Origin of the sequence: Dyella sp. 333MFSha (assembly GCF_900102405.1) — a bacterium.
GTDB lineage: Bacteria > Pseudomonadota > Gammaproteobacteria > Xanthomonadales > Rhodanobacteraceae > Luteibacter > Luteibacter mycovicinus.
In genome coordinates this window covers 994,547-1,020,673 of the sequence record NZ_FNBR01000002.1, presented here as the reverse complement: position 1 = coordinate 1,020,673, position 26,127 = coordinate 994,547, and the positions used below count along the sequence as shown (strand labels likewise).

General features: G+C 66.3%; 27 protein-coding genes. 16 read left to right on the top strand and 11 right to left on the bottom strand.

What is annotated here, in order from left to right; genetic code table 11:
- Nucleotides 1–38 precede the first annotated feature (38 nt).
- The gene (locus BLT40_RS11875; protein WP_090353323.1) at nt 39–1,115 is read left to right on the top strand and encodes an NAD(P)H-dependent flavin oxidoreductase; all 1,077 of its coding nucleotides are present in this window, start codon (nt 39–41) and stop codon (nt 1,113–1,115) included.
- A gap of 33 nt (nt 1,116–1,148) precedes the next feature.
- A complete protein-coding gene (locus tag BLT40_RS11870) occupies nt 1,149–1,571 on the top strand; it encodes a hypothetical protein (RefSeq protein ID WP_051943153.1) in 423 nt (140 codons plus the stop codon).
- On the opposite strand, the gene BLT40_RS11865 is transcribed toward BLT40_RS11870, so the two are convergent.
- Nucleotides 1,568–1,972, bottom strand: a complete 405-nt coding sequence (locus tag BLT40_RS11865; RefSeq protein WP_079521182.1) for a winged helix-turn-helix transcriptional regulator — start codon at nt 1,970–1,972, stop codon at nt 1,568–1,570. The genes BLT40_RS11870 and BLT40_RS11865 overlap by 4 nt on opposite strands.
- Before the next feature lie 92 nt (nt 1,973–2,064).
- Here BLT40_RS11865 and BLT40_RS11860 point away from each other — a divergent pair, with 92 nt between their 5' ends.
- Nucleotides 2,065–3,183, top strand: coding sequence for an NADH:flavin oxidoreductase (locus BLT40_RS11860; RefSeq protein WP_079521183.1), 1,119 nt, complete (start codon nt 2,065–2,067; stop codon nt 3,181–3,183).
- A 24-nt stretch (nt 3,184–3,207) separates the two neighbouring features.
- Here the strand turns inward: BLT40_RS11860 and BLT40_RS11855 are convergent, their stop codons facing one another.
- Complete coding sequence (locus BLT40_RS11855; RefSeq protein ID WP_090353321.1) at nt 3,208–4,536, bottom strand: ATP-binding protein; 1,329 nt, start codon at nt 4,534–4,536, stop codon at nt 3,208–3,210.
- Nucleotides 4,533–5,249 carry an osmolarity response regulator transcription factor OmpR gene (gene ompR, locus BLT40_RS11850; RefSeq protein WP_036109177.1) on the bottom strand — a complete coding sequence of 239 codons (717 nt, stop codon included), beginning with the start codon at nt 5,247–5,249 and terminating at the stop codon, nt 4,533–4,535. Before ompR ends, BLT40_RS11855 begins: the two co-directional genes overlap by 4 nt.
- 165 nt (nt 5,250–5,414) lie before the next feature.
- On the opposite strand from ompR, the gene BLT40_RS20310 reads away from it, so the two are divergent.
- The 4 genes from BLT40_RS20310 (at nt 5,415) to BLT40_RS11835 (ending at nt 8,520) form a co-directional block, all read left to right on the top strand.
- On the top strand, nt 5,415–5,918 hold the full coding sequence (locus tag BLT40_RS20310) for a hypothetical protein (protein ID WP_051943154.1): 504 nt from the start codon (nt 5,415–5,417) through the stop codon (nt 5,916–5,918).
- A 10-nt stretch (nt 5,919–5,928) separates the two neighbouring features.
- On the top strand, nt 5,929–6,741 hold the full coding sequence (locus tag BLT40_RS11845) for an alpha/beta hydrolase (protein ID WP_176809161.1): 813 nt from the start codon (nt 5,929–5,931) through the stop codon (nt 6,739–6,741).
- A gap of 79 nt (nt 6,742–6,820) precedes the next feature.
- Entirely contained in the window at nt 6,821–7,480 is a 660-nt protein-coding gene (locus BLT40_RS11840) for a M24 family metallopeptidase (RefSeq protein WP_090353315.1), read from the top strand.
- 47 nt (nt 7,481–7,527) lie between these two features.
- Nucleotides 7,528–8,520, top strand: a complete 993-nt coding sequence (locus tag BLT40_RS11835) for an alpha/beta hydrolase (RefSeq protein ID WP_090353313.1) — start codon at nt 7,528–7,530, stop codon at nt 8,518–8,520.
- A 94-nt stretch (nt 8,521–8,614) separates the two neighbouring features.
- Here BLT40_RS11835 and BLT40_RS20305 read toward each other — a convergent pair whose 3' ends face one another.
- Genes BLT40_RS20305 through BLT40_RS11820 form a run of 3 tightly spaced genes read right to left on the bottom strand, consistent with a single transcriptional unit; the run spans nt 8,615 to nt 10,748 of the window.
- On the bottom strand, nt 8,615–8,881 hold the full coding sequence (locus tag BLT40_RS20305; RefSeq protein ID WP_090353311.1) for a DUF3325 domain-containing protein: 267 nt from the start codon (nt 8,879–8,881) through the stop codon (nt 8,615–8,617).
- The gene (locus BLT40_RS11825) at nt 8,878–10,443 is read right to left on the bottom strand and encodes a PepSY-associated TM helix domain-containing protein (RefSeq protein WP_090353309.1); all 1,566 of its coding nucleotides are present in this window, start codon (nt 10,441–10,443) and stop codon (nt 8,878–8,880) included. Before BLT40_RS11825 ends, BLT40_RS20305 begins: the two co-directional genes overlap by 4 nt.
- A complete protein-coding gene (locus BLT40_RS11820; protein ID WP_079521190.1) occupies nt 10,440–10,748 on the bottom strand; it encodes a hypothetical protein in 309 nt (102 codons plus the stop codon). Before BLT40_RS11820 ends, BLT40_RS11825 begins: the two co-directional genes overlap by 4 nt.
- 384 nt (nt 10,749–11,132) lie before the next feature.
- Here BLT40_RS11820 and BLT40_RS11815 point away from each other — a divergent pair, with 384 nt between their 5' ends.
- Complete coding sequence (locus tag BLT40_RS11815) at nt 11,133–13,226, top strand: TonB-dependent siderophore receptor (RefSeq protein WP_090353306.1); 2,094 nt, start codon at nt 11,133–11,135, stop codon at nt 13,224–13,226.
- Between the two features lie 219 nt (nt 13,227–13,445).
- Here BLT40_RS11815 and BLT40_RS11810 read toward each other — a convergent pair whose 3' ends face one another.
- The gene (locus BLT40_RS11810) at nt 13,446–14,435 is read right to left on the bottom strand and encodes a DJ-1/PfpI family protein (protein WP_090353303.1); all 990 of its coding nucleotides are present in this window, start codon (nt 14,433–14,435) and stop codon (nt 13,446–13,448) included.
- A 78-nt stretch (nt 14,436–14,513) separates the two neighbouring features.
- Complete coding sequence (locus tag BLT40_RS11805) at nt 14,514–15,503, bottom strand: GlxA family transcriptional regulator (RefSeq protein WP_176809160.1); 990 nt, start codon at nt 15,501–15,503, stop codon at nt 14,514–14,516.
- Between the two features lie 111 nt (nt 15,504–15,614).
- Between BLT40_RS11805 and BLT40_RS11800 the strand changes: the two genes are divergently transcribed.
- The 4 genes from BLT40_RS11800 (at nt 15,615) to BLT40_RS11785 (ending at nt 20,882) form a co-directional block, all read left to right on the top strand.
- The gene (locus tag BLT40_RS11800; RefSeq protein WP_090353915.1) at nt 15,615–16,604 is read left to right on the top strand and encodes a glycoside hydrolase family 43 protein; all 990 of its coding nucleotides are present in this window, start codon (nt 15,615–15,617) and stop codon (nt 16,602–16,604) included.
- 212 nt (nt 16,605–16,816) lie between these two features.
- Nucleotides 16,817–17,311 (top strand): (2Fe-2S)-binding protein, encoded by a 495-nt coding sequence (locus BLT40_RS11795; protein WP_036109200.1) that lies wholly within the window; start codon nt 16,817–16,819, stop codon nt 17,309–17,311.
- Nucleotides 17,308–19,581 (top strand): xanthine dehydrogenase family protein molybdopterin-binding subunit, encoded by a 2,274-nt coding sequence (locus BLT40_RS11790; protein WP_090353298.1) that lies wholly within the window; start codon nt 17,308–17,310, stop codon nt 19,579–19,581. Before BLT40_RS11795 ends, BLT40_RS11790 begins: the two co-directional genes overlap by 4 nt.
- On the top strand, nt 19,578–20,882 hold the full coding sequence (locus BLT40_RS11785) for a c-type cytochrome (RefSeq protein ID WP_090353295.1): 1,305 nt from the start codon (nt 19,578–19,580) through the stop codon (nt 20,880–20,882). The genes BLT40_RS11790 and BLT40_RS11785 overlap by 4 nt, the downstream gene beginning before the upstream one ends.
- A 20-nt stretch (nt 20,883–20,902) precedes the next feature.
- Here BLT40_RS11785 and BLT40_RS11780 read toward each other — a convergent pair whose 3' ends face one another.
- A complete protein-coding gene (locus BLT40_RS11780; RefSeq protein WP_090353292.1) occupies nt 20,903–21,457 on the bottom strand; it encodes a glutathione peroxidase in 555 nt (184 codons plus the stop codon).
- 164 nt (nt 21,458–21,621) lie between these two features.
- Here BLT40_RS11780 and BLT40_RS11775 point away from each other — a divergent pair, with 164 nt between their 5' ends.
- Nucleotides 21,622–22,206 carry a TetR/AcrR family transcriptional regulator gene (locus BLT40_RS11775; protein WP_036109212.1) on the top strand — a complete coding sequence of 195 codons (585 nt, stop codon included), beginning with the start codon at nt 21,622–21,624 and terminating at the stop codon, nt 22,204–22,206.
- Here the strand turns inward: BLT40_RS11775 and BLT40_RS11770 are convergent, their stop codons facing one another.
- Both BLT40_RS11770 and BLT40_RS11765 read right to left on the bottom strand, forming a co-directional pair.
- Complete coding sequence (locus BLT40_RS11770) at nt 22,207–23,130, bottom strand: patatin-like phospholipase family protein (RefSeq protein WP_051943164.1); 924 nt, start codon at nt 23,128–23,130, stop codon at nt 22,207–22,209. It abuts the gene before it with no gap.
- Between the two features lie 109 nt (nt 23,131–23,239).
- Nucleotides 23,240–24,265 (bottom strand): class 1 fructose-bisphosphatase, encoded by a 1,026-nt coding sequence (locus BLT40_RS11765; RefSeq protein ID WP_043696669.1) that lies wholly within the window; start codon nt 24,263–24,265, stop codon nt 23,240–23,242.
- Between the two features lie 135 nt (nt 24,266–24,400).
- Between BLT40_RS11765 and BLT40_RS11760 the strand changes: the two genes are divergently transcribed.
- The 3 genes from BLT40_RS11760 to BLT40_RS11750 all read left to right on the top strand — a co-directional run bounded on the left by BLT40_RS11760 (nt 24,401) and on the right by BLT40_RS11750 (nt 26,067).
- On the top strand, nt 24,401–24,658 hold the full coding sequence (locus tag BLT40_RS11760; protein WP_143025877.1) for a hypothetical protein: 258 nt from the start codon (nt 24,401–24,403) through the stop codon (nt 24,656–24,658).
- A complete protein-coding gene (locus tag BLT40_RS11755; RefSeq protein ID WP_090353284.1) occupies nt 24,655–25,293 on the top strand; it encodes a glutathione S-transferase family protein in 639 nt (212 codons plus the stop codon). Before BLT40_RS11760 ends, BLT40_RS11755 begins: the two co-directional genes overlap by 4 nt.
- Nucleotides 25,294–25,362: 69 nt before the next feature.
- Complete coding sequence (locus BLT40_RS11750) at nt 25,363–26,067, top strand: helix-turn-helix transcriptional regulator (RefSeq protein WP_036109223.1); 705 nt, start codon at nt 25,363–25,365, stop codon at nt 26,065–26,067.
- The last annotated feature ends 60 nt before the right edge of the window (nt 26,068–26,127 follow it).

Sequence of the window (26,127 nt, the reverse complement as noted above, 5' to 3'; positions counted from 1 at the left end):
CGGTATCGACCTTCGCGGTTCGCTTCGAGGAGTTTACTGTGCCTGTCTGGACCGACCGTCGCGTGCTCGACCTGTTCGCCATCGAGCATCCTTTTCTTCTCGCGCCGATGGCCGGCTCCGGCGGATCCGCTCTCGCGATCGCCGTGGCGCGTGCCGGTGGCCTCGGTTCGCTGCCGTGCGCCTCGATCACCGCCGACAAGGTGCGTGAGGAGGTCGCGGTGTTTCGTGCGGCGGTGTCCGGACCGATCAACCTCAATTTCTTCGCGCATACGGCGGTGACGCCGACCGAGGCGCAGACACGTCGATGGCTGGACCGGCTGGCGCCCTACTTCAGCGAATTCGATGTGGATCCGGCGAAGCTGCCCGCCGCCGGTGGGCGCGCGCCGTTCGATGCCGCCATGTGCTCGCTCGTCGAAGAGCTGAAGCCCGAAGTGGTGAGCTTTCACTTTGGCTTACCCGAGACGGCTCTGCTCGACAGGGTAAAGGCGACCGGTGCCATCCTTCTTGCCACCGCGACTACGGTCGCCGAAGGCCGCTGGCTGGCCGAGCGCGGCTGCGATGCCGTCATCGCCCAGGGGTATGAAGCCGGAGGCCACCGCGGCAACTTCCTCACCGACGACATGACGACGCAGCCCGGCACGATGGCGCTCGTGCCGCAGATGGTCGACGCGCTGAGCATCCCCGTGATCGCCGCCGGTGGCATTTCCGATGGTCGCGGCATGGCCGCTGCGCTGTGTCTTGGCGCCTCCGCCGTGCAGATGGGCACGGCCTTCCTGCTGTCGCCGGAATCGACCAGCGCCGCCGTGCATCGCGCCGCGCTGCGCGGCGTGCGTGACGACAACACCGTGGTCACCAACGTGCTGACCGGGCGCCCGGCACGCGGCGCCATCAACCGCCTGATACGTGAAGTAGGTCCCCTTTCCGCCGATGCACCGCCGTTCCCCCTGGCGGCCGGGCCGCTGACGCCGTTGCGGGCAGCGACGGAAGCGATGGCGCAGGGCGATTTCCAGCCATTGTGGTCGGGTCAGGCCGGTGCCCTGGCCAGGGAGGTGCCAGCGGAGGAGATCGGGCGTACCATCGTTGCCCAGACGGCGGCGGTGCTGCGCCTGGGTTGATGCTCGCGGGCGCATCCGCGGGAAGGGGGAAACATGATCGACAATGCCAACGAATGGATTCGGCTGCGTGTCAGCGACGATCCCGATGACAACCAGCGCGCCGCCAGCGAGACGGTGCCGCTCGCGGTGTGGATGCAGATCCACGCACGCGCTCCCGAACTGCGGCCGTTTATCGCCTACAACCGCACGTCGCCGCCGGAGATGCTGGAACGTCTGGCCAGCGATGCGAACTGGATCGTCCGCCACGCCGTGGCCGAGCGCGTCGACGCCTCGGAGACGCTGCTGCGCGAACTGGCCGACGACGTGAACGAGAAAGTGCGCGTGTGTATCGCCGCCAATCCTTCGACGAAGCGTGACGTGTTGCAGTACCTGTCGCGGGTCGACGGGTCGGATGCGGTAAGAGCGCGGGCGAGTGCCCGGCTCAGGGCCCAGGCGCACCCGTCGTCACATTCCTAGCCGACGGCATGCGCAGGCGCGGATGACGCTTCGTCATAACGAACCCGCGCCGCCTCGACCTCATCCAGGTTCTGGTGCATCCAGATGTAGAGCTCCTTGAACGGCCGATGCAGCGATCGGCCGAGATCGGTGAGCGCGTACTCCACACCGATCGGCGCGGCCGGAATGATGCGTCGCGTAAGCAGCCCGTTGCGCTCGAGACGGCGCAGGCACTGCGTGAGCGCCTTCTGCGTGACGCCTTCGAGCTGCCGCCGGATCGCGTTGAAGCGCAACGGCCCGCCGTGCAACACGGTGAGGACCATCATCGACCACTTATCGGCGACCTGCTCGAACAGCACGCGGCTGGGGCATCCGGCCGAGAAGTGCGTGGGAGAGCAGGTCGGGTCAGCGCGGGTTTCCATGGAGATACCTGAGAGCTTTCAAGTGCCTTATTGACGCCAAGTATATCCTGTATACCCTCGCACGCATCTTCAATAAAGGTGCGATATTTCTCATGACCCAGGCCGCTGTCGACGCGCTGTTCCGCCCTTTCACCCTCAAAGGCCTCACGCTGGCCAACCGCATCGTCATGGCGCCCATGACCCGTCTGTTCACTGACGCGGGCGTGCCGGGCGAAGCCAACGCCGCTTATTACCGCCGCCGTGCCGCCGATGGCGTCGGCCTGATCCTCTCCGAAGGCACGGTGATCGACCGCCCGGCCTCGCGTAACGAACCCAACATCCCCTCGTTCTTCGGCGACGCCGCGCTGGCCGGCTGGCGTCACGTGATCGACGAAGTGCACGCCGTCGGCGGTCGCATGGGGCCGCAGATCTGGCACACCGGCGGTACGCGTGGCATGTCGGGTTGGGTGGGGCCGGTATCGGCGGAAAGCCCGTCAGGCATCAACGGCCCCGGCGACAAACACGGCGTGGCGATGACCGATGAAGACATCGCAGACACGGTGGCCGCTTTTGCGCGCGCCGCCCTGAGCGCGAAAGACCTCGGCTTCGACGTCGTCGAACTGCACGGCGCGCACGGCTACCTGATCGACCAGTTCTTCTGGCATGGCTCCAACGAGCGTACCGACCGCTACGGCGGCGCCACGTTGCCGGAGCGCGCGCGCTTCGCCGCCGAAGTCGTCGCCGCCGTACGCGCCGCGATCGGCCCGGACATGCCGCTGATCCTCCGCGTCAGCCAGTGGAAGCAGCAGGACTATCAGACGCGTCTGGCCCATACGCCGGCCGAGCTCGAAGCGTGGCTGTCGCCGCTGGTTGCCGCTGGCGCGGATGTCCTGCATTGCTCGCAGCGTCGTTTCTGGGAACCGGAGTTCCCGGACGTCGACGGCGCCGAGGGTCTCAACTTCGCCGGCTGGGCGAAGAAGGTGACCGGCGCGGCGACGATCTCCGTGGGTTCGGTTGGCCTCGATGGCGAGTTCCTGGCCTCGTTCGGTGGTGCGACGTCGTCGCCGGTGGGCGTCGAGCGTCTGGCCGAGCGCCTGGAGCGCGACGAGTTCGACCTGATCGCCGTGGGCCGCGCGTTGCTGGGCGATCCGCAGTGGGTATCGAAGGTGCGCGCGGGGGATACAGCGGCGATGAAGTCGTTCGATCCGGCGTCGCTGGCTGAGCTGGTCTGACAACGACACCCCCGTCTATCCGCGTCACATCGCGGGTAGACGGCGTTCGCATGGGACGCTTAAACCTACGAAGCCCGCCTGAGTCCGTGGATCGCCGCGCGGCAACACCAGCGTCGCGGCGAATCCGCCTTCCGGCAGGTTGCGCAGATGCAGTTCGCCGCCGTGCTGGATCGCCGTGCGTCGAACGCTGGCCAGGCCCAGACCGCTGCCCGTGGCATCGCTGCGGGCGGCGTTTCCGCGGAAAAACGGCTGGCCGAGGTGGGGCAGCAAGGCCTCGGGTACGCCGGATCCATGGTCGATCACCGTCGTCATGATCTCCGTCGCGCTGACCTCGATCGTCGCCTCGAACGGTGCCGCACCATGTCGGCTTGCATTGCGGACGAGATTCTCCACGGCGCGACGCAAGGTCAGAGCCTTGCCCTGGATGATCGGCGTATCGGGCAGCCGCAACGTCCACACCTCGCCATGCGCCGATGCGACAGCCGCCACGTCGTGCACGATCGCGCTCAAGTCGACGTCGCCCGTCGCTTCGTCACGACCGTCGCGTGCGAAGGCGATGAAGTGTTCGCAGAGGCTGTCGAGCGCATCGATGTCCGCTTCCATGCCGCCGCGCAACGCGGGATCGGTCACGGGCGAGAGCTCCAGTCCGAGGCGCAGCCGGGCGAGCGGCGTGCGCATGTCGTGCGACAGCGCGGCCAGCATGAGGTCGCGCTCACGTGCGCTGGCACGAACGTCGGCCGCGGCGCGGGCGAGGGCAGACCGTAGCTCGGTCAGTTCACGCGCGACCCCGTCGGGGAGCGATGGCGGCTCGCTTCCGTTCACCATGTGGGCGGCACTGTCGGCAAGCTGCCGCAGCGGTGCGGTGATGCTGCGCGCGTAAAGTCCGGCGAGCAGCACGATCAGCACGCCGCCCAGCGCAATGGCGAGCAGGCCGGCGCGAACAGCCGGCTTTCCGGTGTTGGTCACTGGCACACCCAGCCAGCCTGTCGCGGGCGCCGGCGCAGCGATCCACAGCGTGGCATCGTGCATGCCATCGATGCGCACTTCACGACCGGGAAAGGCCTGGCGGATGTCCTCCAGAGTGCGGCGAACGACGAGAAGGACGGGCTCCCTGCCTGCGGGCGCGGTGGGCGCGCGGATCACGTGGATCTCGGCCAGCCCGGCCTCCTTGCCGCTGGCGATGAGCGTATCCGCGACGACGATACGTGCCGTCGCGCCGCGTATGCCCACGCGGCCCGCGCCTTCGTCGCTGGTGATCCGGATCGCGACGATGCTCAGGACGAAGCACAACCCGACCGTAACGGCGAGCAGCGTGGCGATCCTTGCGAACAGGCTGGATGGCCGCCGGTTCACGGGCCGTCCGGAACGAAGACGTAGCCGTGTCCCCAGACGGTCTGCAGCCAGCGCGGTTCGCGCGGATCGTCTTCCACGACCCGGCGCAGCCGGCTCATCATCACGTCCATGCTCCGGTCGAAGGCCTCATGGTCACGACCGCGCGCGGAGCTCATCAGCTGGTCGCGCGTGAGTGGCTGGCGCGGGCGCTGTACCAGTGTCGCGAGCACGGCGAACTCACCGGTCGTCAGGTGCTGCGGTTCGCCATCGCGGAGCAGGCGGCGCGTGCCGAGTTCGAGTACGAAGGGCCCGAAGACGACGCGCCGGTTGTCGGTGAGCGGTGCGCCGGGCGCGGCGCGCCCACGGCGAAGCACGGCGTTGATCCGGGCGACCAGCTCGCGCGGGCTGCCCGGCTTGGCCAGGTAGTCGTCGGCGCCGATCTCGAGCCCGACGATGCGATCCACCTCGTCGCCGCGCGCCGTCAGCATGATGATCGGCGTATCCACGCCCTGGCCACGCAGGCGACGACAGATGGCAAGGCCGTCTTCTCCCGGCATCATGATGTCGAGCACGATGAGGTCGACGTGTCGACGCTTCAGCTCGCGGTCCAGCGCCTTGCCGTCCTCGGCCGTCACCGTCGCGAAGCCCTGGCTCTGCAGGTAGCGCGAGAGCAGATCGCGCAGGCGCGCGTCGTCGTCGACGATCAGGATGCGGGAGGGCGTGGACTCGGTCATGGTGCGATTCTGCCGTGTCCGGGACGCGACCGGGAGCGAAGATGTAACAGGATGTTTCGTAAGCGGGGCAAGGAAACGTTCGGTTGCGAAGTGTGACGGCGGGCCGCCCTGGCATTCGTCAGAGTGACGCCTCCGGCCGGACGGCCATCGAGATGGAGTTTGCTCATGTATCGCACGATTGCCTGCTCCCTGGCGCTTCTTCTCGCATCCGGCGTGGCGACCGCATCGGGTCGTTTCGTCGCCTATGGCGCTCACGGGCAGGCCGCGGGAGGTGCCGTCGCCGGCCACGCGGCGGGGTTCCGGGGTCCCAACGGTGCGGCGGGCGCGCACGGTCGTCGTACGGTCTCCGACGGCCAGGGCAATGTGACATCCAACGCCGGAGGTAGCTGGCGTGGAGCTGGCGGCGGCACGGCAACGACCCGCGCGACAGCCACCCATAACGCCGATGGCACTGGGAGCTTCGATCGCAACACGAACGCTACCGGGTCGCAGGGTGGAACGTTCGCGGGACAAACCACGGGTGCGCAAGGGCAGGGCATCACGCATACCGCCTCGGCGACCGGCGCGGCTGGGAACAGCTACAGCGGCAGCACGACGGTCACCCGGGACGGGGTCACTCACACCGGCAGTTGCAGCAACGCGGCTGGCGAAAGCATCGCCTGCCACTGAGGAAGCTCCGGTGTACCCCATCCTCCGACTCATCGCCTGGCTGATTGCCTTCATCGTCTTGCCGGCATCGGCGGCTGATGTGTCCTATGGACCGTCGCGCGAACAGACCCTCGAGGTTCACGTGCCGGCAGGCGCGCATGACGCACCGATTCTCGTCATGGTCCATGGTGGCGCATGGATCGTCGGCGACAAGGACAACCCCGGCGTCATCGACGGCAAGCTGGCGCACTGGGGCTCGCGAGGTGCGATCGTCGTGTCGGTCAACTACCGGCTATGGCCTGCCGCGTCACCGCTGGAGCAGGCGGCCGATGTCGCGAGCGCACTGGCCTGGGTGCAGCGTCACGCGCATGAGTGGCACGGCGATCCGTCACGCATCGTGCTGATGGGGCATTCGGCCGGCGCGCACCTCGTCAGCCTGCTTGCCGTGTCGCCCGACATAGCCCGTCAGGCCGGCGTGGCGCCGTGGCTGGCCACGGTATCCCTCGACAGCGGTGCCGTGGATCTTCCCCAGATCATGAACGCACCACATGCGCGTTTCTATGACCGCGTGTTCGGCCGCGACCCGGCGGGCTGGCCGGCGGTGTCGCCGCTGGACCGGCTGGTCCGCGCGCCCGCCACACCGATGCTGATGGTGTGCTCGTCGGCGCGGGCGCAGTCGTGCGGGGCGAACGAGCGCTTTGCCGCGAAGGTGAACGCCCTGGGTGGACGAGCCGCGACGTTGCCGGTGGCGCTGGATCACATGGGAATCAACCGGGAGCTCGGGACCGATCCGGGATATACGCGGCAGGTGGACGCGTGGCTGCGTGCGGTGGGCTGGCCTTGAGGTAAGCGTGTCGCCCGCCCTGTTGGCGGCATGCTTCGCCGGGGGATAATGACCACCCCGAAACGCCTGGACCGCCGTCATGCCCGCAGCGACCGCCGAGAACGTCGGCAGGAAATTCGATCTCGCCCGGATGCTGGGTGCCCGCGAGCGCGCCTGGACCGCCCTGCGCGACATCGCCTCGCGCATCCGTCCGGGCATGACGGAGCCCGAGGCCGTTCAACTGGCGAAGGAACGGCTCGAGGCTGCCGGTATGGATCGCATCTGGCATCCGAGCATTCTGCGTTTTGGCGCCAACACGCTGAAGACGTTCCGCCAGCGCTCGGCACCCGACACGGTGCTCGGTGAGAACGACATCTACTTCGTCGACCTGGGGCCCGTCTTCGATGGCCACGAGGGCGATGTGGGCGACACCTTCGTGGTCGGCGACGATCCGGTCATGCATGCCTGCGCAGCCGCGTCGCGCGAGCTGTTCGCCAGGGGTGAGGCACGCTGGCGCGACGGTGTTACGGGCGTCGCGCTTTATGACTATGTCAGCGCCCAGGCTGACGCCATGGGCTGGCGCCTCAACCACGCGACCAAGGGCCACCGGGTCGGCGACTACCCCCATGCGGTGCACAAGGCCGGCAACCTCGGCGACTTCGCCGGCGCGCCGGTACCGGGTCTGTGGATCCTCGAGATCCAGATCGCCCACCCGACCCTGCCGATCGGAGCGTTCTACGAAGATCTGTTGATGGCGTGAGGCCACCCGTGCGTCAATGGAAGGATCGCCAAAGGACAGGGCAGGGAATGGCACATCGCACGACGTTTGTTTTACTGGCGCTTTGCGCCGTCGTTATCGCCTGTTCGAGGCCAGCGGCGACGCCGGTAGCGCAGACCGCATCCCATGCCGCGGCCACCGCATCGGCGACCGCCGCGGCCCCGGTTGCTTCCTCGACCGCTCCGAAACCGTACGTTCTCGACGACACCGAGGTACGCACGCTGCATGCGGACGGTACCGATCGGGACTATCAGGTCTTCGTCAGCCTGCCGGTTGGCTATGCCGATCATCCGGAGCGCACGTATCCGGTGCTGTTCGTCACCGACGCCAACTATGCGTTTCCGCTGATCCGCAGCATCGCGCGTCGGGTCGGTGACCATGGCGACGGCACGGAGGATTTCATCCTCGTCGGCCTGTCGTATGCGGTGGGCGACACGCCGGTGTACAGCCGCCGCCGCGATTACACCCCGACGGCGGACGGCGATCCGACGCTGACCTCCGACATGCCGGGCCGGCCGGTGGTGCATGGCGGCGGCGAAGCCTATGCCCGCTTCATCAAGGACCAGGTGTTCCCGCTGATCGCGCAGCACTATCGCGCCGACATGCATCGCAAGATCTACGCGGGTCACTCCTACGGCGGCCTGCTCGGCGCGGACATCCTTATCCACGACCCGACGATGTTCGAGCAGTACATTCTGGGGAGCCCGTCATTCCAGTTCGGTAAGCAGGTCGAATTCGCACGGCTGCGCGATGCGATGGCGAAGCAGAAAGACATGCCGGCCAACGTGCTGATCGTGCTCGGTGGCTACGAGACCATCGAGCCTGCCTCCAGGGATCCCCGTTACAACAGCAGCGTCGACATGATCGGCAACGCAAAGCGCTTCGTCGCCCAGCTCAACGCGAAGCACTACCCGAACCTGCACATTCGCATGGCCACGGTCGCCGATGAGGATCACCTCACGGTCTTCCCGGCCATCATTACGCGCGGTCTGCTCTGGGCCCTGCCGGGTAAGCATGCCTGACGGCACTCCCCCCCCCCCACGCGAGTGAGGCAGTGGCATGATCGGCGCGTGGCACCCCGGGCGAGCCACTCACGTTGAGCTGGCTACCGGCAAGCTACCTGGACATTCCGGTAACCGTGAACGCCACGACCAGCGCGCCGAAGGTGAGCACGCCGACCCCATAAACGGCGCCGAGGGCGGCACCTTCGATCAGCATGCTGCCGCCGTAGGCAAGCACGACGAGGGTCCAGCCGATCCATCTCGCCGCCACGGTACGCCCAGGCGACATTGCGCGGCCGAACAGATCGCGCTGATGTCGCGACAGGCCGAGGCACAGCAACGTGAATCCAAGCAGGGAGGCAAGCATCGGTAAGAGGATCATGCCGATACCTCCCGCGTCGCCGCCCGTTTGCGTCCCACGACGATGGTCGGCCGCTTGTACACCTTCCACGTGGCGAACCCGAGCGCGCCGGCAAGGGCGATCATGGTCAGGTCGAAACCTGCGAAAACCCAGTCGCCCTGCAACAGGCTCGGCACCAGCCAGCGGTCCGTGGTCAGCGCGTCCACGACGGGGATGGCGGCAAAGGCGGCGGTCGACGCCGCCAGCAGCGTGAGCCATCCGCGTCGCGACGACAGAAGGCAGGCGAGCAGCAGCGATCCGCCCCAGGCGATGAAGAACGCATGCACTTCCCAGTCCGGACGGCCTTCCATGCGCAGCGGCAGCAGGCGGTTGGCGAGGAAGTGGCAGGCGAACGCGAGCGGGAGACCGGCGACGCTGGCGATATTCAGCCGCTCGACCAGCCGGAAGCCGACGTGCGGGCGCTCGGGATCGGGCAGCTGCACGCGCCGTTTGGCCGTCCACAGGATGAGCCCCGTCGCGACCATCACCGTACCGGCAAGGCTGCACAGGAAATACAGCCAGCGCAGCAGATAGGGTGCGTAGCGTCCCGCATGCAGGCCCACCATCACGCTCTCGGTCTCGCTCGCAGCACCCTTCGCGGCCGGTACCGGATGCATGTGGCCGGTGGCCGCATCGAACTGCAAGGTCTTCGCACGCGCCGCCATACCGTCGCCGCCGCCGCGGAACATGCGTACGATGCCGTTGGCGTCGCCGGGGAACGCGATGTCGATATAGCCCGGCTCCGCGCCACCCCAGGCCACGCGCGCCTGGCGAATCATTTCCGCGATCGGTGCCACAGGCGCGGCGTTGCCGGAACGCACCGGTGGCGCCTCGCTGCCGTACGCATCGGCGGAGTACGCCGCCACCGTGGGATAGGCCACCGTCATGCCCCATGGCATGTACAGCGACTGCAACGTGACCAGCCCGGTAAAGGTGATCATGGCGTGGAAAGGCAACGCGAGCACGGCGCTCAGGTTGTGCGCGTCTAGCCACGAGCGCTGCCCCTTGCCGAAACGCAGGGTGAAGAAGTCCGCGAAGATCTTCTTGTGCGTGATGACCCCGCTGACGATCGCCACCAGCATGAACATCGCGCAGAAGCCGACGATCCAGCGCGCCCAGAGCACCGGCATGTAGTGCAGGTCGAAATGCATACGGTAGAGGAAGAAACCGCCGATGGTCGCGCGCGACACGACAGGCTGCCCGTTGCCATCGAGCGTGATGGTGTGGTCGCGCAGCGACCGGCGCGTCTCGCCGGCCGGTTTCCAGTAAAGGGTGGAGGCGATGGCGCGCCGACCGGGCAGGGTGATCGACCAGCTGTCCGCGCCGGGCTGGTTCTTCTGTAACCAGTCGACGGCGCGCTCGGAGGCAAGGGTGATCTGGCGCTGGCCGGTGATCTCCGGCTGCATCCATCGGGTGATCTCGTCCTGGAAATACGCACTGGTGCCAGTGGCGAAGATCGCCAGCAGCAGCCAGCCGACCAGCAGGCCGGCCCAGGTATGCAGCCAGGCCATCGACTGGCGCAGGCCGCCGTTGACACCGTTCATGCCGCACTCCCGTGCATCGACCACGCGAGCGCACCCGCAAGGGGAAGGCCGAACGCAGCCAGCCACAACCACACCCGCGTCGCGCTGCGCATGGCGAAGGCGAGAATGACAACGGTGGCGTACACGGCGAACGAGGAAAGCATGCCTGTGATCACCGCCTCGACGCGCGCGACAGGCAGCCAGCGAGCGAAGGCTGAGGCGACCAAAGCCGCCATCGCGTAGCCGCCGAAGACGGCGGCAACCGTACGCGACGTGATTTCCAGCACGCGAGTGGACTGAATGCCTGCGGCCTTGCGCCTGGCCATCGTCAGAATCTCCTTTCCAGGTTGAGCATCACGCTGCGGGGCTCACCCCAGTTGGTGCGCGTCGAGGACGCGGTCACGAAGTAATGCCGGTCGAAGGCGTTCTTCACGTTGAGTCGCATATCGGATAGCGCTTGCGTCGACGACGTGCGACTGGCTACCCGATGAGCGAACGGAATGGCGGGACCGCGGAGGAATCGAGTTCAACGATTTTACGGAAATACGATCCATTCGCAATCTCTGCGCTGAAGAGACGTCGCGCTACAGCATGGCCTGACCTTCGCCTACGCCACAGGATCTTGCGAAACCAGACGCAAATCGTCATCATGGTAATGAGAGTCGTTCGCATTGCCGACGACAACGACATCCAGCCACGGACCCAAGCTCATGACCCTTCCTTCGAAGGCGCTGCCTCTGCTCATCGCAGGGGTACTGGCGTCGCATGCCTCGTTCGCTCAGGACACCGCCCGCAGCGACAAGGCTGTTCAGCTCGACGCCGTCGACGTGCACGGGGTGAGGGTGGACGAAGGCTACGCCCGGCAGGACGCCTCCGGCGCGACCAAGACCGACACGCCGATCATCGAGACCCCCCAGGCGATCTCCGTGATCTCAAACACGCAGATGATCGACCAGGGCGTGCTGACGGTGCAGGATGCGCTGCGTTACTCCGCTGGCGTACGCTCGGACGCTTACGGCGTGGACAGCCGCGGCGACGACGCGTTCGTCCGTGGCACATCCTTTACGCAATATCTGGACGGCCTTCGTCAGGCGCTTGGGTCTAGCTACGCCCGTACGGAGCCCTATTTCCTCGACCGCATCGAAGTAGTCCGTGGCCCGTCGTCGGTCCTCTACGGACAGGGCACCACCGGCGGCCTGATCGGTCTGACCTCGAAGCGTCCCCAGTTCACGGCGGCGCACGAAGTGCAGGTGCAGCTGGGAAACCATGCGCGCAAGCAGACGGCCTTCGACTTCACCGGTCCCCTCGACGCCGCCGGGCACTGGGCGTATCGCCTGATCGGTGTGTTGCGCGATGCGGACACGCAGATCGACCACGTATCCGACGACCGTCGCGCCATCGCACCGTCGATCACCTGGCAGCCGGACGCGAACACGCGCTGGAGCCTTCTGGTCAATCTCCAGTTCGACCGCAACGGCTCGTCGCTGAACTTCCTGCCGCATGCAGGCACCTTGCTGCCCAATCCGAACGGGCGCATTCCGACGAATCGCTTCGTCAGCGAGCCGGGCTTCGATCGCTACGATACCGATCAGCGCTCGGTATCGTCGTTCTTCGAACATCGCTTCAACGACACGTGGAAGTTCGTGCAGAACGCGCGGTACTCGCACGACAACGTCGACTATCGCTCGCTCTACCCGAACGTCTATTCGAACCCTGCGTACCCGTTCCTCGACGACGACCAGCGCACCGTGTCGCGATACAGCTATGTCGCCATCAGCCGGCACAAGCGTCTGGTCACCGACACCCATGCGGAAGGGGATTTCGATACGGGAAGCATGCATCACCGTGTCCTGTTCGGCCTTGATATCAGCTACTCGCACACCGATAGCGCGCAGGGCAACGGCTTCGACGCCACGCCCTTCGATCTCTATGCGCCGGTCTACCACAACGGTTTCGTGCCGCCCGATGTTTTCCCTGTCGCATCCAGCCACACCCGTCAGACCGGCCTCTACGTCCAGGATCAGATCAACTGGGGCGATCACTGGATCGGTACCGTCGGCGTGCGTCACGACCGTGCGACGCTGACGACCGGCGGCAGCCGCTCCGTCGATAACGCGACCACGTCGCGCTTCGGTCTCATGTACCGGTTCGATAGCGGCATCGTGCCGTACGTCAGCTACACCGAATCGTTCCAGCCGCTGGATAGTCTCGACTTCTACAACCGGCCCTATGAGCCCTTGCGCGGCAAGCAGTACGAGGCCGGCCTGAAGTACCAGCCTGTTGGCGGATCGACGCTGATCACGGCAACGTATTTCGATCTGCGCGAGGAAAATCGACTCGCACCGGATCCGCAGAATCCCCTGAACCAGATACAGGCGGGGCGGGCGAAGACGCGCGGCGTCGAACTGGAAGGCAACTCGCGGATCGGCAATCATGTCGACCTGATCGGCACGTACACCTGGACCAGGGCGCGTCCCGACGATGGCACGATCGTCGCGGGTCTGCCGAAGACCCAGGCATCGGTGTGGGGCGTCTATCACGTGAACGCGGCCGACAGCGACGGCTTCAGTTTCGGCATCGGTGCGCGTTATATCGGTACCAACTACGACGAGACGGGCACGCTCGTGGTTCCCCACAAGACCCTGTTCGACGCGATGGTCGCGTACACGCAGGGCCCATGGCGTTTCTCCGTCAACGCGGCCAACGTCACCGACCAGGTTTACAACGCCTCATGCCTCGCGCGCGGCGACTGCTTCTACGGTCCGCGCCGCAGCATCATGGGAAGTGCCAGCTACCGGTTCTGATGGCATCCGGACGGCCGAAACGTTATGGTCGTCCGCTCTCCGTACAGACGAACGGGGTGCCAAGCTGTGGATTTGCTTGACGGTCAGCGTGATGAGGCCAACATCAGCCATGATGGGGCTTTGGAGGGCGGGCTGAACCTGAAAACCGCCTGGTCGAGCCCCAATCAAGGCAAGCAGTTGCACGAGCCGCGGGTCGCGCAACCTTTCCAAATCGCAAAATCACGGCTGCACTGGCGATGCTTTCAGCATGATGTCCAGCTCGAAGTGCCTGGCATCGGCACCCGGTTGTGTCTCGAAGCTCAGCATCACATCCCGCCCTTCCTGCCGATTCGTCCACCGATGCTTCCCCGCCGCCTTCCACAATCCACTCTTCCGGGCACCCGCATCCAGCCGGTCGAGCAACTCCGCCGCTGGCGTCGCCGTCTCCACGTGATATCGCGAGACCCACTGATCGAGATCGCCCGTCGACACGTACTCATCGAACTTCGCGTCCTTCGGCCACTCGACCCCCGCCTGAAGCAGCTTCTTGGTCAGGAAGCGATCTGCCATCCGTGACCGCACAAACCCACCGTCGGGCTTCCAGTCGTATTCCAGGCGCATGGCGACGGTACGTGCCTCATCGGTACCGCGAACCCTGGCGACGACATGCAACGCCGCGTCGATGCCGGACGAAAGGCCAGCCGACGTGATCAGCTTGCCGTTATCGGCCCAGCGCACATCGCGGATCACATCGATCTTCGGAAAGGCGGTTGCCAGCTCATCGATCCGCGGCGTAAAGGTCGTGGCCTTGTCGCCGTCGAGCAGCCCCGTTGCGCCGAGAATGAAGGCGCCCGTGCATACGGAGAGCACCTGCCGTGCGGGCACCGAACGCTGCCGGATGAACTCAAGCACGCGTGGATCCTTCTGGGCATCCTCGACGTCGCCACCAGGGATCAGCAACACGTCGAACGGAGGCGCCGTGGCGAAGCTCGCATCGGGCGTGACCTTTAGCCCCATCGCCGTCGTCACGGGCTTGCCATCCGGCGATACGGTAACCACGCCGAAGCCCGCCGTACCGAAAACCTCGTAAGGGCCTGCGAAATCGATGATCTGCACGCCATCGAACATTACGATGCCAACCCGGACCGGCGCCGCGGACCCGTGCGGTTCGTGCGACGCGAGCGCGGGCAGGGCGAAGAACATGGCGAGCAACAGCAGCAGGCGGCGCATGGGCGGATACTCCGTGAACGATGCCGCACGCTAAAACGTTTCTGGGTGCTTTTGCGGACATGGAACCCGCGCAAACGGTCACTTAGCCGCGAAGCGCGCCCGGTACTCGGCCGGCGTGCTACCCAGCCGGCGGACGAAAGCCCGGCGCATCGCCTCGTCGGAAGGAAACCCGCACTCGTCGGCGACACGCTTGATGTCCTTGCCGGTGCTCTCGAGCAGGGGCTTTGCCGCTTCGACGCGCAAGCGCTCGATGTACTTCAGCGGTGTCACGTCGAAGTGCGCACCAAACCGGCGCGTGAACTGGCGAGGGCTCATGTGCAACCGATCGGCGAGTATCCCGACATCGAGTCGCCTGCGCAGGTTTTCGCCGATCCATGACGCCAGCGACGCGAAGTGCTCCGGCTGTTCCAGTGCATGCAGTTGTTCGCTGAACTGGCTTTGCCCGCCCGAGCGCTTGTTGGCCATGACCATGCGCCGCGCGACTTTCAGCGCCAGCGTGGCACCGTGGTCGGCGCTGACCATCGCCAGCGCCAGGTCCATCCCCGTCGTGATTCCCGCCGAAGTCCAGATATGGCCGTCGCGCGTGTAAATCGCGTCCGGCAACACGCGCACGGCAGGATAGCGGTCGCGCAGCTCGCGGATGTCGCTCCAGTGGGTGGTCGCCTCCCGGCCGTCAAGCAGGCCTGCCTCGGCGAGCAGCAAGGCGCCGCTGCAGATCGAGGCGACGCGGGGCACCCGTTGCGCCGCCTCGTGCAGCCATGTCACCAGGTTCGTGTCGGCGCGCACCCGCTCGACGGCGTCACCCATGCCGCCGCAGACCAGCAAGGTATCGGTTTCGTCGGGCATATCGCGGTAGTGGGTATCCGGCAGCAGGCGCATGCCGGATGCCAGTTCCACGGGCTTGTCCGTCGCGGCCAACACCTGCATGCGATAAAGCGGCGCACGTCCGGGCTCGTCATCCTGGGCCTGGCGGCTGGCCAGCGCGAACACCTCAAGGGGGCCGCTGATGTCCAGCGACTGCGCCTGAGGGTAGACGAGCATGCAGATGGTGCGGGGAGCGACGGACATGCGTACGTTTTCATTCCTTGGGCGGATCACGGTAAACGATACCTCCGATGGCATCCGGACGGCCGAAACGTTATGGTCGTCCGCTCTGCACAGACGAACGGGGTACTCGGCATGCGGTTAGCTCAATGGGTTGGGGGTGCGGTGCTCGCCGCGTGCATGTCCACGGCGGCATTCGCCGCTCCACCGCCGGGGCACGCCGGCAACCCCGTCTTCCCCGGCTGGTACGCCGACCCCGAAGCCGCGATCTTCGATCATCAGTACTGGATCTACCCGACCACGTCGCTGAAGTACGCGCAGCAGACCGGCTTCGACGCGTTCTCGTCCCCGGATCTGGTGCACTGGACGAAGCACAGCAGCGTGCTGGCGATGAAAGACATCCCCTGGGCGAAGAAGGCGCTGTGGGCGCCCGCGCTGGTCGAGAAAGGCGGCAGGTACTATTTCTTCTTCGCCGCCAACGACATCCAGAACGACAACGAGGTCGGTGGCATCGGCGTGGCCGTCGCCGACAAGCCCGACGGTCCGTTCAGGGATCTGCTCGGTAAGCCCTTGATCGACAAGTTCCATAACGGCGCGCAGCCGATCGACCAGTTCGTCTTTCATGACGACGACGGCACCTACTACATGATCTACGGCGGCTGGAAGCACGCCAACATCGTGAAGCTGAGGCCGGATTTCACCGGCGTCGAGCCGATGGCCGATGGCACGACCTTCAAGGAAATCACGCCCGCGCCCGAGTACGTCGAAGGCCCGCTGATGTTCAAGCGCAACGGCAAGTACTACTTCATGTGGTCGGAGGGTGGCTGGACCGGGCCCGACTATTGCGTCGCCTATGCGATCGGCGACTCCCCGACAGGCCCGTTCAAGCGCATCGGCAAGATTCTGGAGCAGGATCCGAAGATCGCCACCGGCGCCGGGCATCATTCGGTATTTCACGTCGCAAAAGACGACAGCTGGTACATCGTCTATCACCGCCATCCGCTCGGCGATACCGACGGCAACCATCGTGTGACCAGCATCGACGAGATGCACTTCGACAAGGACGGTCACATCCTGCCAGTGAAGATGACCAACGAAGGCGTGACCGCCAAGCCGCTGCGCTGACGCAGCGGCTGGCTCCGAACCGCTCAATGGAGTCGACATAAAGCGCGGCACATAACGGGCGCGATGTGCCGGTTCCTCGTCACGCCGCAAGAAGTTTCTGCAAAAACACCTCCTCTCGCGGAATGCACGGCTCCCGATTCGGCGTAATCTGTCGCCCGACATCTGATCAAGCCAGTGGACGCGAGCGTCCACCCAGCCGAGGGGAAGGGGACATGTACACGCTGCGCGTGAATGGTGAGGATCGGCAGGCCGACGTGCCACCCGATATGCCGTTGCTCTGGGTGCTGCGCGACGTGGTGGGACTGACCGGCACGAAGTTCGGTTGCGGCATCGCGCAGTGCGGCGCGTGCACGGTGCACCTCGATGGGCAGCCGGTCCGCTCCTGCCAGATGCCCGTGTCGGCCGTGGGCGACCGCGCCGTCACGACGATCGAGGCGATCGGCGCGACACCCGAAGGCGCGAAGGTGCAGCAGGCCTGGCTGGCGGTCGACGTGGTGCAATGCGGTTACTGCCAGTCCGGACAGATCATGTCCGCCGCGGCGTTGCTCGCGCGTACCCCGAACCCCAGCGATCGAGACATCGATGCCGCGATGGCCGGCAATATCTGCCGGTGCGGCACGTACGTGCGCATCCGCGAGGCCATCAAGCAGGCGGCGACGGGACTGCCGCAAGGTCTGCAGGTCATCGTCGACGGGAGTACGCCATGAGTGCCTCCCCTCACGACGAGCACGGGATCGATCCGCGGCGCCGCTCGGTGCTGAAGCTCGCAGGCGGTGGTCTTGCCGTGGCCTTCCTGTGGACGGCCGGGCTCGGTCCCGCGGTCGCGCAGATGAATCCCCGACGCCAACCGGCGGATGACGCGGCGGCCGCCGCCGATGGCCACCCGACGTTCGCACCCAACGCGTTCATCCGGATCGACGCGGATGGGCGCATCCGCCTCGTCATGCCCACGGTCGAAATGGGGCAGGCCATCTACACCGGCATTTCGATGATGCTCGCCGAGGAGCTCGGCGTCGGCCTGGATCAGATCACCGTCGAACATTCGATTCCCAGTGATGCGCTGTACGGTCAGGTGTTGCTTGGGGGCGGCCAGATCACCGGCGGCTCCACGAGCACGCGCGGACAGTGGCAGTCGTTGCGCGAAGCGGGTGCGGTGGCGCGCGAGATGCTTGTAGCCGCCGCCGCGGCGCAGTGGCACGTGGATGCGGCCAGCTGTTCGGTGGCGCGCGCCACCATCACGCACGTGCCGTCGGGTCGCACCCTCGGGTTCGCGGCGGTGGCGGAAGCCGCCGGTAAACTGCCGCAGCCAGCGACCGTCACACTGAAAGACCCCAAAGACTTCACCGTGATCGGCAAGCCGCTGCGTCGCGTGGACTCGCCGGATAAGGTCAACGGCGGTACGCAGTTCGGCATCGACGTCAAAGTGCCGGGCATGAAATACGCCGCCGTACGTACCAGCCCGGAACTCGCCGGTACGCTCGGTGCCGTCGATGAGACGAAGGCACGCGCCGTGCCCGGGGTCATCGATGTGATCAGGCTGGCCGATGCCGTGGCCGTGGTGGGTGAGCACTACTGGGCCGCACATCGTGGCCTCCAGGAACTCACGATCGAATGGCGCCACGGCGTCAACGAGAAACTCGATACCGCCACGCTCATCGCCGCCTTGCAGGAAAGCTCGCGCAAAGGCCCCGCCCTGGTCGGGCGCAAGCCGAAGGGCGAGGCGGGCGCGGATGGCAAGGCGGTGGAGATGACCTTCGTATCGCCCATGCTGGCGCACGCGCCGATGGAGCCGCTCAACGCCACCGTGCACGTCACGCCAGGCAAGTGCGAGATCTGGACGGGCACACAGGTTCCGACGCGCGCGCAGAAGGAAGCCGCGCGCATCTGCGGCATCCCGCTCGAGGCGGTGACGGTGAACAACCAGTACCTCGGCGGCGGTTTCGGCCGTCGCCTCGAAACCGACCAGGTCGAACAGGCCGTGGCCTTCGCGAAGCAGGTGGCCTACCCGCTCAAGGTCATCTGGAGTCGCGAGGAAGACATCCGTCATGACCGCGTGCGGCCGCTGTACTTCGACCGCATCTCGGCCACGCTGGATGGCGATGGCCGCCCGACCTCGTGGAAGCATCGCATCACCAGTGGCACGGTACTCGGGCGCTGGGCGCCCGGTGGCATGGGCAAGGACGGCATGGACAGCGACGCCATCGAGTCCGCGGCCGATCTGCCTTACGAGATGGACAATGTGCTCGTCGAGTGGGTCCGCCACGACATGCCGCCCGGGCTCGTCGTCGGCTGGTGGCGTGGCGTCGGTCCGACGCATAACCTTTTCATCGTCGAGAGCTTCATCGATCAGCTCGCTCACACCTCGGGCAAGGACCCGCTGGCGTACCGGCGTTCGCTGATGAAGCCCGGTTCACGACCCCTGGGCGTGCTGGATCTCGCCGCCGGGAAGATCGGCTGGGGCGGCCAGCCGTTACCGGCGCGGGTCGGACGCGGTATCGCCGTGGCGTCGCCGTTCGGTAGCCACGTCTGCGCGATCGTCGAGGTCGAGGTGACGGCACAGGGCCAGGTGCATCTGCGACGCGCCGTGGTCGCCGTCGACGTGGGCATCGCCATCAATCCGAGTTCCGTGCAGGCGCAGGTGCAGGGTGGTCTGTTGTTCGGCCTCAGCGCCGCCCTGTTCAACGGCATCACCCTCAAGGACGGCATGATCGAGCAGAGCAACTTTCACGACTACCGCACGCTGCGCATCAACGAAGTACCGAACGTGGAGGTCTATACGGTCGCCAGCGGGGAGTCGCCGGGAGGACTCGGCGAAGTCGGTACGGCGATCGCCGCGCCGGCCCTGGCCAACGCGATCTTCGCCGCCACAGGCGTGCGTCTGACGGAGTTGCCGGTCTCGCGTACCTCGCTCGCCGCATCGGCGGATGCGCTCAAACGTGTCGCGGATGCGGGAACCGGCAAGGAGGGCGTCGCATGAAGCGCTTCTTTCTGTTGATCGTCGTCGTCCTGATCATCGGAGCGGTGGCCTATGTCGCGCTCAATCGCACCGATCCGGCCGATGGCACCGCTCCGGTGCTCGCCGGTGCGCCCTTGAACGCCGATCCCGTCGCACGCGGCGAGTATCTGACGCGCGCGGCCGATTGCATCGCCTGTCATACGGTGCCGGAAACCGGTAAACCCTTCGCGGGAGGCCTGCCCTTCAAGCTGCCGTTCGGCACGATCTATTCTTCCAACATCACCGCCGACGTCGAGACAGGCATCGGCGGCTGGAGCGACGACGACTTCGTGCGTGCGGTCCGCGAGGGCATACGCAAGGACGGCAAGCATCTCTATCCCGCTTTCCCGTACACCGCGTACACGCAGCTGAGCCGTGCCGATGTCCTGGCGATCAAGGCCTATCTGTTCACCTTGCCCAGGGTGCGCCAGCCGGAACGTCCGAACGATCTCGGCTTCCCGTTCAACCAGCGCTGGGCGATGGGTTTCTGGAATGCCGCGTTCTTCCGCAGCGAACGCTTCGAGAACGATCCCTCGCGATCGCCGGCGTGGAACGCGGGTGCCTATCTCGCCGGACCGCTCGGTCACTGCGCGGAATGCCATACGCCACGTAACGTCGGTTTCGGGCTGAAGCATGGCGAGTCGCTCGCCGGTGCGGAACTGCAAGGCTGGCGCGCGTGGAACATCACCTCGGACGCCACGCACGGCATCGGCAAGTGGAGCGACGAGGCGCTGACGCAGTATCTGCGTACCGGCCACGCGGATGGCCATGCGTCGGCCATGGGGCCGATGGGCGAGGCGGTCGCGCACAGCCTGCAGTTCCTGAAACCGGAAGACACGGCGGCGCTCGTGGCCTGGCTGCGCACGGTGCCTGCGCGCGAAGGCGATGACCCGGTGGTCGTCGACCCGTCGCCCAAAGCCGTACTCGCCTCCAGTGCGGCCGCGCCTGGTGGAGACGATGAAACGGCCGACGCGGACGGTCTGCGCCTGTTCGAAGGTGCGTGTGCCAGCTGCCATCAATGGAATGGCGCCGGACAGCAGACATCGTATGCCAGCCTCGTCGGTACGCGCGGCGTCAACGACCCCAGCGGGCGGAACGTCACCCAGGCGATCCTGCACGGCGTGACGATGCGGATCGGCGAAACGGATGTCTACATGCCGGCCTTCGGTCACGCGTACAGCGATCCGGAGGTAGCCGCCCTGGCCAACTACGTCATCCGTCATTTCGGCGGAAAACAGGGTGAAGTGACCGCGGAGGACGTCGCCAGACGCCGGGCACTTTAGGCCCGGCGTCTCCAGGCAAATCAGGCTTTCTCGGCCAACGCCTTCTCGAGCACCTCCTGCAGGCGTGCATCGCTTGCTTCGACGTCCGGTGCGAAGCGTGCGATCACTTCACCGCGGCGGTTCACGACGAACTTCTCGAAGTTCCAGAGCACCTCCGGTGCCTCGTTGGTCGGAATGCCATGACCCTGCAGGCGCTCACGCATCGGGCCTTCACCGATGCGTTCGGGCTGCGCTTCGATCAGCGCGCTGTACAGCGGGTGGCGCTGCGGACCGACCACCGGAATCTTGGAGAACAGCGGGAACTGCACGTCGAACGTCGTCGAGCAGAAGGACTTGATGTCGTCGTCGCTGCCGGGCTCCTGCGCGAGAAAGTCGTTGGCGGGAAAGCCGAGGATGGTGAAGCCCTTGTCGCGCCAGCGCTGGTAGAGCGCCTCGAGGCCTTCGTACTGCGGCGTCAGCCCGCACTTCGAGGCGACGTTGACCACCAGCAGCACGTCGCCGCGCCAGGTGTCGAGCGTGGTGGAAACACCGTCGATCTGCTTCACGGCGATGTCGTACAGATGGGCCTGGCTCATGTGGGATCCTCGTTGGCGTGACGGAAATACGCCAAGCATAGGCCAACACGCAGTGCCTTGAACGTCGCGACGATGTGATCCCCATGACGTTCGACATTTCAATATGCAAGCATTGCTAGAATCGGCCCAGGGCAGGGGAATCGATCCCCAGGGGAGCGAAAGCAATGCGTTATGAGAAAGGTCACAAGGAGCAGACTCGGCAGAAGATCGTCGAAGCGGCTTCTGAACGGTTTCGCGCGGACGGCATCGACGCCGTCGGCGTGGTGAGCCTGATGAGCGACGTCGGGCTGACCCAGGGTGGGTTCTACAACCATTTCGGTTCGAAGGAAGACCTGGTGCGCGACAGCGTGGCATCGGCGGCGACGTCGGCAAAAGACCGGATGGCCGTGCGTGTCGCGGGCTCACGTTCGGAGCCGCATCGTGCGATGGTCAACACCTATCTGTCGGCGGATCACCGCGATCATCCCGCATCGGGCTGCGTGGCGGCGGCACTGGCGGCCGAGATGGGCCGCCGTCCGGAAGAGACCCGCGCGGCGTTTTCGGAAGGCTATGCCGAGATGGTCGAGCTGATCGCGTCGACCCTGCCGGCGTCGGTGCGTGGCAAACGCCGTCGCACGCTGGCCATGTCGGTGTTCGCATCGATGGTGGGTTCGATGTCCCTCTCGCGCGCCGTGGCGGAACAGGGACTGTCGGACGAGGTGCTTACGCTGGGCCGTCAGGCGGCGCTGGCGTTGATCGACGCGGGTTGATCAGCGCGCCGGGACGGGCGGCCTGCCCATGGCGGCCGTCTTCTCGGCGATCTTCGCCCTGATCGCGGGAATGGCGGCCAGTGCGGCCCGCTCGCCTTCGAGGATCGCCACGTTTTTCTGATCGAAGTCGGTCGGTCCGATCTGACCGACCTTCGGCCGGATCACGATGTCGGCACGGCCGAGCTCCTGCTCCGCCAGGCGACGGCCCATGATGGTGATGGACTGGCCGACGATGCCGACCATGCTGTCGGGATTGGTGCCGTCAGGCCGCGCCGAGATATCCACCGCGATGACGATGTCCGCGCCGAGCTGACGGGCGGCATCCACCGGCACGGGGCTGACGACGCCGCCGTCCACGAAATGCTTGCCGTTGATGTCCACCGGTTCGAACACGCCGGGGATGCTGCTGGACGCACGCACGGCCTGGCCCGCGTTGCCGCGAATGAAGATGGCGCGGTCGCCGTTCTCCAGCTGGGTGGCCACCGCCGCGAATGGCGTATGCAACTTCTCGATCGGGGTGTTCTTCAGGAGTTCGTTGACGTAGTCCTGCAGCTTCTGGCCTTGCACGAGGCCACCTGAAAAGAAGCGAACGTCGCGGATCTTGCCCTCATCGAGCGCAAAGGCCTGCTCCTGCAACTGGAAGGCATCCATGCCGGAGGCATACAGCACGCCGACCACGCTGCCGGCGCTGGTACCGGAGACGACGTCGGCATGAATGCCGCTGGCCTCCAGCATCTTGATGACCCCGATATGGGCAAAGCCCTTGGCCGCGCCGCCGCCCAGCGCCAGTCCGATACGCGGCTTGGCCGCGAGCACCGGCACGGCGGTATCCGGGCGCTGATCCGGCCTGGTTCCACCGAAGCAACCGGTGAGCAGGGTCGCGAGTACGAGCGGAAGCCAGGAGCGGGCGCGGCGGAGCGTCATGGAAGAAAACCGTGAGAAGGGCAGGCGGATCATCGGGCACGCCGGCGGCGGCCGGATGACGGACGGATGGCTAAAACCGGGCAGCGCGTGTGCGCCGCCCGGCGGTCGATCAGTCGCGGGTGTGGTCCGCGTCGAGGTGGTAGCGGGTCGCCACGTCGATTTCGTTCTTCGAACCCAGAAACACGGGCACACGCTGGTGAAGCGCCGTGGGCTGCAGGTCCATGATGCGCTCGCGGCCGGTGGTGGCGGCGCCGCCGGCCTGCTCGACGATGAACGCCATGGGGTTGGCTTCGTACATCAGGCGCAGCTTGCCGGTGCCACCGTGGCCGGTGATCTTCGCGTCCAGCGGATAGATGAAGACACCGCCGCGGGTGATGATGCGATGCACGTCGGCGACCATCGAGGCCACCCAGCGCATGTTGAAATCTCGCCCGCGCGGGCCGGTCGAGCCTGCCAGCAGTTCACCGATGTAACGCTGCATCGGCGCTTCCCAGTGGCGCTGGTTCGCCATGTTGATCGCGAACTCGGCCGTTTCGGCGGGAATGGTGATGCCCCGACGGGTGAGCACGAAACTGCCGTGCTCGCGGTCCAGCGTGAACTCATGCACGCCGTGACCGAAGGTCAGCACCAGCAGGGTGCACGGGCCGTAGACCACGTAACCGGCGGCGACCTGTTCCGTCCCCGGCTGCAGGAAATCGGCCGCCTTGGGTTCGGTGACGCCATCCGGGCAGCGGAGCACGGAGAAGATCGTGCCGACCGAGACGTTGACGTCGATGTTGGAGGAGCCGTCGAGCGGATCGAACAACAGCAGGTGGTTGCCCTTGGGGTAGGCGTCCGGAATCGGCTGCGGATCTTCCATTTCCTCGGACGCGCACGCCGCGAGGTGACCGCCCCAGGCGTTGGCTTCGAGGAGGATCTCGTTGGAGATGACGTCGAGCTTCTTCTGGGCCTCGCCCTGGACGTTGTCCGAACCCGCATTGCCGAGCACGCCGCCGAGGGCGCCCTTGCCGGTGGCGACGGAGATGCGCTTGCACGCGCGGGCGACGACCTCGATCAGCAGGCTGAGCTGGGCGTTGATATGCCCCTCGCGCTTTTCTTCGATGAGGAACTGGATCAGCGAAATCGGTTTCGTCATTCGGACGGACTCAGGCGCGAAACCATGCATTGTCCGGGTGTGGCGTGAACGACGCCAGAGGGCTGCTGACAGAACGTTGTCAGCAGGCCCCGCGCAGACTGTCCCTTCACCGCCGAACCGGGGAGGGAACGCGTCATGAATCGATTTATGGATCGTCTCGCCGAGCTGTATGCGCCGCTGGGCAAGCGGGGACCGCTGATGGACGGGCAATACCGTTTCACCCCCGATGAAAGATCGCCGGCAACGTCGCTGACGCCCGTAGGAGCGCGCCCCGCGCGCGAAAAGCCTGCCGACGGCCGCGCCGGCCGTGACCCTGCTCCCGTCTCCGGAAGCATCGCGCGCAAGGCGCGCTCCTACAGTCTCCGCCACCCGAAAGGAAGCTTCACCGCATGAACCCGAATCGCGTCGTTTTCCACCATGCCCCCAACAGTCGGTCGGGCAGCGTCCTCATGCTGCTGGAGGAACTGGGTGCGCAGTACGACCTGCACGTGATGAACCTGGTCGAGGGTGAGCAGCGCCTTCCCGCGTATCTGAAGATCAACCCGATGGGCAAGGTGCCCGCGATCGAACACCGCGGTGGTCTCGTGACCGAACGCCCGGCGATCTTCACCTACCTCGCCGATCTCTATCCCGAGGCCGGACTGGCGCCCGCGTTCGACGATGCGCTGCGCGGCCCCTACCTGCGCTGGCTCGCCTTCTACGGTTCGTGCTTCGAGCCCGCCGTCGTCGATCGCTGGGCGAAGAACGTTCCGATGCCGGCGATGCAGTCGCCCTACGGTGACTTCGACACCGTCATGAACCTCCTGGAGGCCCAGCTCGCGCAGGGCCCCTGGATGTTCGGCGACCGCTTCACCGCCGCCGATATCCTCTGGGCCAGCGCTCTGACCTGGACGATGGGTTTCGGCCTGGTGCCGCGTCGGGATGTCTTCGAGGCCTACGTGGCCCGCGTGATGGCGCGTCCGGCGGTGGTTCGCGCCGCCGCGCAGGACGCGGCGCTGGCCAAAGCCCAGACGCTGGCCGCCGCCTGAGCGCGGGACGATGCACGGGCATGACCACTGCCGCTTTCCGCGCCACGCGCAGCAGGCGATGATCCGGGTATGCGCCGCGCCGACCGTCTGTTCCTCATCATCAACGCCCTGCGCGGGCGGCGCACCGCGCTGCCCGCGCGCCAGCTGGCCGCCACACTCGAGGTCTCGCTACGCACGGTCTACCGCGACGTGGCGGACCTGCAGCTTTCCGGTGTCCCCATCGAGGGCGAGGCCGGCGTCGGCTATGTCCTGCGCAAAGGCTCGGACATCCCGCCGCTGATGTTCTCCGCCGACGAACTCGAAGCACTCGTTGCCGGTACGCGCTTCGTCCGCGCGTTCGCCGGCGAGCGGCTGGCGCGCGAGGCGCAGGCCGCCATGATCAAGATCGAGGCCGTGCTCCCCCCGGACCTGCGCGAGCGCTCGGCACAGTCGCGCATCTTCGCCCCCATCTGGCGCGATACGTTCCAGAACGAGGTGGCCGCCATGCTCGATCGCCTGCACGAGGCCGTGCTCGCGCATCGCGTGCTCTGCCTCGACTACAGCGACGCGGAAGGGCGTGCGAGCACCCGTGAGGTCGAACCGTTGTGCCTGTCCTTCTGGGGTGGCGCATGGACGCTGGGCACCTGGTGCCGGCATCGTCAGGCCTTCCGCAACTTCCGCCCGGATCGCATCGTGGGTTGCCGGGATTCGGGAGAAACCTTCGTCGATGCACCGGGGCGGGACATCAGGGCTTACCTCGACACCATGCGCACGCACTACGCCGGCCTGGAATAGTTTTCGGGTTCGGCGGTCCGGATGCGATGATCGGGGTTTACCCGTCCCCCTACGGAGCCC